The organism is Acidovorax sp. (assembly GCF_016783915.1).
Classification (GTDB): domain Bacteria; phylum Pseudomonadota; class Gammaproteobacteria; order Burkholderiales; family Burkholderiaceae_C; genus Acidovorax.
In genome coordinates this window covers 1-7,172 of sequence record NZ_JADHVT010000192.1, presented here as the reverse complement: position 1 = coordinate 7,172, position 7,172 = coordinate 1, and the positions used below count along the sequence as shown (strand labels likewise).

Sequence of the window (7,172 nt, the reverse complement as noted above, 5' to 3'; positions counted from 1 at the left end):
CAGGGCCGGGCGCCGCAGATGGACCCGAACGATCCGTTCTACCAGTTCTTCCGCCAGTTCGGTTTTCCGGGCGGCATGGGGCCGCAGGCCCAGCCCAACGTACCCACGCACGGCCAGGGCTCGGGCTTCATCGTCAGCCCGGATGGCCTGGTGCTGACCAATGCCCATGTGGTCAAGGGTGCCAGCGAAGTCATCGTCAAGCTCACCGACCGCCGCGAGTTCCGCGCCAAGGTGCTGGGCTCTGACCCCAAGACCGACGTGGCCGTGCTCAAGATCGACGCCAAGAACCTGCCCACGGTGCGCCTGGGCAGCACACGCGACCTGCAGGTGGGTGAATGGGTGTTGGCCATTGGCTCGCCCTTCGGCTTTGAAAACAGCGTGACGGCGGGTGTGGTCAGCGCCAAGGGCCGCTCGCTGCCCGACGACAGCCTGGTGCCCTTCATCCAGACCGATGTGGCGGTGAACCCTGGCAATTCGGGCGGGCCTTTGTTCAATGCACGCGGTGAAGTGGTCGGCATCAACTCGCAGATCTACAGCCGCTCGGGGGGCTACCAAGGGGTGTCGTTCTCCATCCCGATCGAGCTGGCGGCCAAGATCAAAGACCAGATTGTTGCTACCGGCAAGGTGCGCCACGCACAGCTGGGCGTGGCCGTGCAAGAGGTGAACCAGGCGTTTGCCGAGTCGTTCAACCTCGACAAGCCCGAAGGCGCGCTGGTGGCCAGCGTCAGCAAGGGCAGCCCCGCAGAGAAGGCCGGCCTGCAGGCCGGCGACGTGATCCGCCAGGTGGACGGCCAGCCCATCGTCGCCTCGGGCGACCTGCCCGCCTGGGTGGGCCAGGCGCAGCCGGGCCAACAGGCCAAGCTGTCGATTTGGCGCCAGGGCAAGCCGCTGGAGCTGACCGCCACCCTGGGCGACGCCAGCGACAAGGCCATCAAGCAGGCGCGCAACGACGATGCCGTGGGCAAGGGCCAACTGGGCCTGTCATTGCGCCCGCAGGACCCACAGGAGCGGCGCGCGGCAGGCCTCAATGAGGGACTGGTCATCGAGCAGGCGCGCGGCCCCGCCGCTGCGGCCGGTGTGCAGCCGGGCGACGTGCTGCTGGCCATCAACGGCGCGCCCATCAAGGACATCACGCAGGTGCGTGCCGCCATGGCCAAGGCGGGCAAGTCGGTGGCGCTGCTCATTGAGCGCGACGGCGACAAGATCTTTGTGCCCGTGCGCCTGGGCTGATCCATGGCCTGCGCCTGCCGTCGGCTCCAGCCCAGCGGCGGGCGCTGCGCGTCAGCGCGGCAGCGCCTCCACTTCCTTGGTCCAGCGGTCGATCAGGCGCCGGCGCTCGGCCGCCTTGCCGTATTTCTCGAAGTCGTATTTGATGAGCTTCACGTTGTCCAGCGTCGGGATGCGCGGGTCCATCTTGAAGGTCTTGTTGGCGGGCACCTGGTAGCTGCCCACCTGGGCGCCCACGGCCTGGCCTTCGGGGCTCATCAGCCAGTCGTAGTACTTTTTGGCGTTCTCCATGTTGCGCGCGCCCTTGACCAGCGCAATGCCGCCCACCTCGTAGCTGGTGCCTTCGCAAGGCGCCTGGGTTTTTACCGGGTACTTGTCGGCCTTCCATTTCTCAAAGTTGAACATGAAGGTGATGCCCACACCCACCTCGCCCTTGGCCACGTTGGGCGCCTGTGCCTGGCCGCTGCGGGTGTAGGTGGTGGTGTTCTTGTGCAGGGCCTTGAGGTAGTCGAACGCCTTGTCTTCGCCCATCAGCTGCACCAGCCCCGCGATCACGGTGTAGGCCGTGCCGCTGGAGGCAGGGTGCGAAATTTCCACCTCGCCCTTGTAGGCAGGCTTGATCACGTCGGACCAGCACTGCGGCTCCGGCAGCTTTTTCTTCTTGAGCGTTTCGGTGTTGTAGCCAAAGCCGATGGCCGAGCTGTAAAAGCCCCCCACCTGGTGGCCCGACATGGCGTACTGGCGCACGCTCCAGCTGTGCAGGTCATGCAGATAGGCGGGGCGGTATTCGGCCAGCAGGCCTTGCTCCGCCGCCTGCAAGAAGGGGTCGCCCGTGCCGCCCCACCAGATGTCAGTCTTGGGGTTGTTGGCCTCAGCGCGCAGCTGCGCGGCAATCTCGCCCGTGCCCTTGTGGGCCTGGTTCACCTTGATGCCGGTTTTGCGGGTGAACTCCTTGGCAGCCGCTTCGCACCAGGGCGCGTCGGTGCTGCACAGCGCGTTGACCACGCCCTGTGCCTGGGCACCCGTGGAAGACAGCGCCGCCAGCGCAACGGCTGCCGCAACGTGGTGGAGAGGGGGAAATGCCATCGGAATTGCCATCGGTCTTGCTCCTTGTGTTTTGTGGTGGTGGCCCGGCCCCTGGGGCGGGCAGTGTGCGCGTGGCGCATTCATTGTGACAGTGATGTGACAAAACAAAGTCGTTCTCGCAGCCCGGGGCTGCGTCATCGGCCGTGCCGCCGCTATCCTTCGCGGGTAGCCCTTCTCACCGATCCCCGGCCGACCGTTCTGCCCCCTTTCCATGCGCCTCTTGCTTGTTGAAGACGATTCCATGATCGGCGAAGCCGTGCTGGACCTGCTGCGCGCCGAGCAGTACGCGGTGGACTGGGCGCGCGATGGCGACGCGGCCGACACGGCCCTGCGCACCCAAGCGTACGACCTGGTGCTGCTGGACCTGGGCTTGCCTCAACGCGACGGCCTGACCGTGCTGCGCGACCTGCGTGCCCGCAAGAACCGCACTCCCGTGCTGGTGGCCACCGCCCGCGATGCCGTGGCGCAGCGCATCGAGGGGCTGGATGCCGGGGCCGACGACTATGTGCTCAAGCCCTATGACCTGGACGAGCTGCTGGCCCGCATCCGCGCCTTGCTGCGCCGCGCGGCAGGGCGGGCCGAGCCGGTGTACGAACACCAGGGCGTCAGCATCAACCCCGCCACGCGCGAGGTGACTGTGCGCGGCACGCCCGTGGTGCTGTCGGGGCGCGAATGGGCGGTGCTGGAGCCGCTCATTGCCCGCCCCGGCATGGTGCTGTCGCGCCAGCAGCTGGAGGACAAGCTCTACGGCTGGGGCGACGAGGTGAGCAGCAACGCGGTGGAGGTCTACATCCACGGCCTGCGCAAGAAGCTGGGGCCCGAGCTGGTGCTGAACGTGCGCGGGGTGGGCTACCTCGTGCCGAAGGCATGACCCCCCTGAGCGGCTTGGCCGCTTCCCCCCAAGGGGACGACAGCCTTTGCTGCGGGGCGGCCCTTGCTGGCTGCCCCCGCGCAATCTCCCGCCGTGAGCATGCAGCGGGGATGGATGAATAGAGATGAAGAACGTGCCAACCACCTCCTGGCGCAGCGCGCTGCAGTCCATGCTCCCGCGCTCGCTGCGCATGCGTCTGCTGGTGTTCCTGCTGGCCGCCATCGTGCTGGCCGGCGCAGTACAGGGCGCACTGGCCTACCGGGGCGCGCTGGACGAGGCGGATGCGCTGTTCGACTACCACATGCAGCAAACCGCACTGGCCTTGCGCTCGGGCCTGCCGGTGGATGCCCAAGGCCTGGGCCCAGGGCTGGACCCCGAGGACGAAAACCACGAGTTCATCGTGCAGGTGTGGACCAACGAAGGCCTGCGCATTTTTGAATCCGCCGTGGGCGCGGCCCTGCCGCAGATCGCCGTACTGGGCTTTGCCAACGTGCAGGCGCGCGGCGGCACCTACCGGGTGTTCTCGATGCAGACGCGCTCGCAAGTCATCCAGGTGGCGCAGAACATGGCTGCGCGGCGCGACATGGCCCGCAGCCTGGCGCTGCGCACGCTGGCGCCGCTGGCCATCATGGCGCCGCTCTTGGTGCTGGCCGTGTGGTGGGGCGTGAGCCGGTCGCTGGCCCCGGTGGAGCGCGTGCGCCGACAGCTGGCAAAGCGCCAGGCCGACGACCTGTCGCCCGTGAGCGATGCACAACTGCCCGATGAGGTGCAGCCGCTGGTGAGCGAACTCAACCTGCTGTTCGAGCGCGTGCAGCACGCGTTCGAGGCGCAGCAGCACTTTGTGGCCGACGCCGCGCACGAGCTGCGCTCCCCCCTGGCCGCACTGCGCCTGCAACTGCAGGGCCTGCAACGTGCGGGCGACGACGCCGCGCGGGCGGCCGCCATCGAACGCCTGTCGGCCGGCATCGAGCGCGCCACGCGGCTGGTCGAGCAGCTGCTGACCCTGGCCCGGCAGGAGGCCAGCACGGCCGTCAACGATCCGGTGGACCTGCGCGCCACGGCGCAATTGGCGCTGGCCGACGTGGCCCCCGCCGCCCAGGCGCGCAGCATGGATGTGGGCCTGCTCGAATCTGACGCCGCCACCGTCACAGGCAATGCCGAGGCCCTGCGCATGCTGGCCCGCAATCTGCTGGACAACGCCATCAAATACAGCCCGCCCGGCGGCCAGGTGGACCTGCAGGTGCGCCGCGAGGGCGACCATGCCGTGCTCACCGTGGAAGACAGCGGCCCCGGCATCGCCCCCGAGCACCGCGAGCGGGCCATGCAGCGGTTTGTGCGCGTCACCGCCGACGGTGCGCCCGGCAGCGGTCTGGGCCTGGCCATCGTGCAGGCCATCGCCCAAGGCCATGGCGCCACCGTGGCGCTGGACAGCTCGGCGCGCCTGGGCGGCCTGCGGGTGACCGTGCGGTTTGCGGCTGCCAAGCCCTGAGCTCTGTGATGCCCTGTTTGCTATTAATTACATAGCTGTTCAGGCATATTGCACTAGCGCTATCGGCTCAAAAGCCCTCAAAAGCACCCGCAGAGTGCTTCAAAGCGCCTCGTCACGTGCGCGCCACGCCGCCAGGGGCCTGCCCCGCACAATGCGGGGGTAGCGCGCAGGCTGTGCCGGTTCCTGGTCCGCCTGCGTCCACTTCCACCACCGTACACACGCATCGGCATGAACTTCATCGTTTTGGGCGCAGGCGCCATTGGTTGTTATGTGGGTGGGCGCCTGGCCGTGCAGGGCCAGCCGGTGTGCCTGGTGGGCCGCCCCCATGCGCTGGAGCCCATCGCTCTGCGCGGCCTTCAGGTCACTGACCTGGACGGCTTTGACCGCACCGTTCCCACGTCCGCACTGCAACTGGCTGCCACGCTGGCCGACGCCGCGCCTGGTGCCGACAGCATCATCCTGCTGTGTGTCAAAAGCGGCGCCACCGAATCTGCCGCGCGCGAGCTGGCGGCGGCCTGCGTGCCCGGCACCCCGGTGATCTCGCTGCAAAACGGTGTGGACAACGTGGCCCGCATCGCTGCCTTGGCGCCCAGCCTGAACGTGCTGGCGGGTATGGTGCCCTACAACGTGGTGCTGCGCGGCGCGCAGGTGCACCGCGCCACCGCAGGCCACCTGCAGCTGCAGCGCGACGCTGCCACCGAGCGCATCGCGCCCCTGTTCAACGCCGCCGGCCTGGCCACCACGCTGCCGCCAGACATCCGCGCTGTGCAGTGGGGCAAGCTGCTGCTCAACCTCAACAACCCTGTCAATGCGCTGTCCGACATGCCCCTGCGGCAAGAGCTGCTGGACCGCGACTGCCGTCGTGTTTTTGCCGCGTTGCAGACCGAGGCGCTGCGCGTGATGGCGCGCGCGGGCATCACGCCCGCCCAGGTCACCGCCGTGTCGCCCACGCTGCTGCCCCATGTGCTGCGCCTGCCCAACTGGCTGTTCACGCGGCTGGCAAAGCGCATGCTGCAGATCGACGCCACGGCGCGCTCGTCGATGTGGGACGACCTGGAGGCCGGGCGCGTGACGGAGATCGACGCGCTGTGCGGCGCCGTAGTGCGGCTGGCGGCGCAACGGGGCATGGCGGCACCGCTCAATGCGCGCATGTGCGAGCTGCTGGGTGGCCCGCGCCAGCGCCTCACGGGCAAGCAGATGCGCCAGATGCTGGGTCTGTGAGTTGGGATTTGGGATTCGGGATTGGGGTTGTGACCGGTGATCAGGCAGCGGGTGCTGCGCTGTCCAGCGGCACGCGCAGCCCGGTCTTGAGGCTGGCCAGCGCCACCGAAGTCCGAAACCGCTTGATGTTGTCGTCCCCCTCAAACAGCCGCCGCGTCAGCGCCTCGTAGTCTGCCATCGACGCCACGTTCACCACCAGCAGGTAGTCTGCCTCGCCCGTCACGCTGTAGCACTGCTGCACCGCGTCTTCCGCCGCAATGCGCGCGCGCAGCGGGGCGGTGCGGTCGGGGCGCTCGTTGTCCAGGTGCACCTCCAGCACGATGGTCAGCGGCTTGCCCACCTTCACCGGGTCCAGCACGGCCACGTTGGCGCGGATCACGCCGCAGTCCTTGAGCCGCTGGATGCGCCGCTGCACCGCAGGCGCCGACAGGTTCACCGCCTGCGCAATCGCGCGCTGGGGCGTGGTGTTGTCGGCCTGCAGAATGTTGAGGATCGCGAGGTCGAAGCGGTCAAGTGCTGCCGGGGTGGACATGGGGGTTCCTTGGAACGGAGTCTCAGGGTGAGCGAAAGTTGCGTGCAGGCCCCAAAATTCGAGCCAAAAGCACGCTGGGGTCGCACTATATTTTCAGCCCATGAGCGCTTCCCCCCTCCGTTCTCTTCTGCACCGGTTCTTCCCTTTCCTGGCCGTGCTGGGTTCCGTCACCGCGTTGGGCATTGGCACCTCGTGGGCCAAGCACTGGCTGTTTCCGGTGGTCGGGGCGCAGGGCACCACCGCCGTGCGCGTGGGTTTTTCGGCGCTGCTGGTGCTGCTGCTGTGGCGGCCCTGGCGCTGGCACCTGTCGCGCGCCGACGCGCGGGCCGTCATGCTGTACGGCGCGGCGCTGGGCGGTATGAACCTCATGTTCTACATGTCGCTGCGCACCCTGCCATTTGGCCTGGCGGTGGCCATCGAGTTCGCGGGCCCCTTGGCGGTGGCCATCTGGTCATCCCGCCGCGCGGTGGATTTTGTGTGGGTGGCGCTGGCCATCGCGGGCCTGGGCATGCTGCTGCCGCTGGGGCTCAACGGCAGCACGCTGGACCCGGTGGGCGTCTTCTACGCCCTGGGCGCGGCCGTGTTCTGGGGGCTGTACATCGTGTTCGGCAAGCGCGCCGGGCACCTGCACGCGGGGCATTCGGTATCGCTGGGCCTGCTGGTGGCCGCGCTGGTGGTGGTGCCCGTGGGCGTGGTGCATGCGGGTGCTGCACTGCTGTCGCCCATGGTGCTGCTCATTGGTGTGG

General features: G+C 68.3%; 7 protein-coding genes. 5 read left to right on the top strand and 2 right to left on the bottom strand.

Annotated features, from left to right (window positions below; all coding sequences use genetic code 11):
• Positions 1–1,230, top strand: a 1,230-nt coding sequence (locus ISS20_RS22145; protein WP_291439609.1) for a Do family serine endopeptidase, incomplete at its 5' end; no start/stop codon positions are given.
• 51 nt (positions 1,231–1,281) lie between these two features.
• On the opposite strand, the gene ISS20_RS22140 is transcribed toward ISS20_RS22145, so the two are convergent.
• The gene (locus tag ISS20_RS22140) at positions 1,282–2,325 is read right to left on the bottom strand and encodes an ABC transporter substrate-binding protein (RefSeq protein ID WP_291439608.1); all 1,044 of its coding nucleotides are present in this window, start codon (positions 2,323–2,325) and stop codon (positions 1,282–1,284) included.
• A gap of 199 nt (positions 2,326–2,524) precedes the next feature.
• Between ISS20_RS22140 and ISS20_RS22135 the strand changes: the two genes are divergently transcribed.
• The 3 genes from ISS20_RS22135 (at position 2,525) to ISS20_RS22125 (ending at position 5,894) form a co-directional block, all read left to right on the top strand.
• Entirely contained in the window at positions 2,525–3,184 is a 660-nt protein-coding gene (locus tag ISS20_RS22135; RefSeq protein ID WP_056066148.1) for a response regulator transcription factor, read from the top strand.
• A 124-nt stretch (positions 3,185–3,308) separates the two neighbouring features.
• On the top strand, positions 3,309–4,673 hold the full coding sequence (locus ISS20_RS22130) for an ATP-binding protein (RefSeq protein WP_291439605.1): 1,365 nt from the start codon (positions 3,309–3,311) through the stop codon (positions 4,671–4,673).
• Between the two features lie 228 nt (positions 4,674–4,901).
• The gene (locus ISS20_RS22125; RefSeq protein WP_291439604.1) at positions 4,902–5,894 is read left to right on the top strand and encodes a 2-dehydropantoate 2-reductase; all 993 of its coding nucleotides are present in this window, start codon (positions 4,902–4,904) and stop codon (positions 5,892–5,894) included.
• A gap of 40 nt (positions 5,895–5,934) precedes the next feature.
• Here the strand turns inward: ISS20_RS22125 and ISS20_RS22120 are convergent, their stop codons facing one another.
• On the bottom strand, positions 5,935–6,426 hold the full coding sequence (locus ISS20_RS22120; RefSeq protein ID WP_291439602.1) for an Lrp/AsnC family transcriptional regulator: 492 nt from the start codon (positions 6,424–6,426) through the stop codon (positions 5,935–5,937).
• Between the two features lie 100 nt (positions 6,427–6,526).
• On the opposite strand from ISS20_RS22120, the gene ISS20_RS22115 reads away from it, so the two are divergent.
• On the top strand, positions 6,527–7,172 hold a 646-nt coding region (locus ISS20_RS22115), incomplete at its 3' end, for an EamA family transporter (protein WP_291439600.1).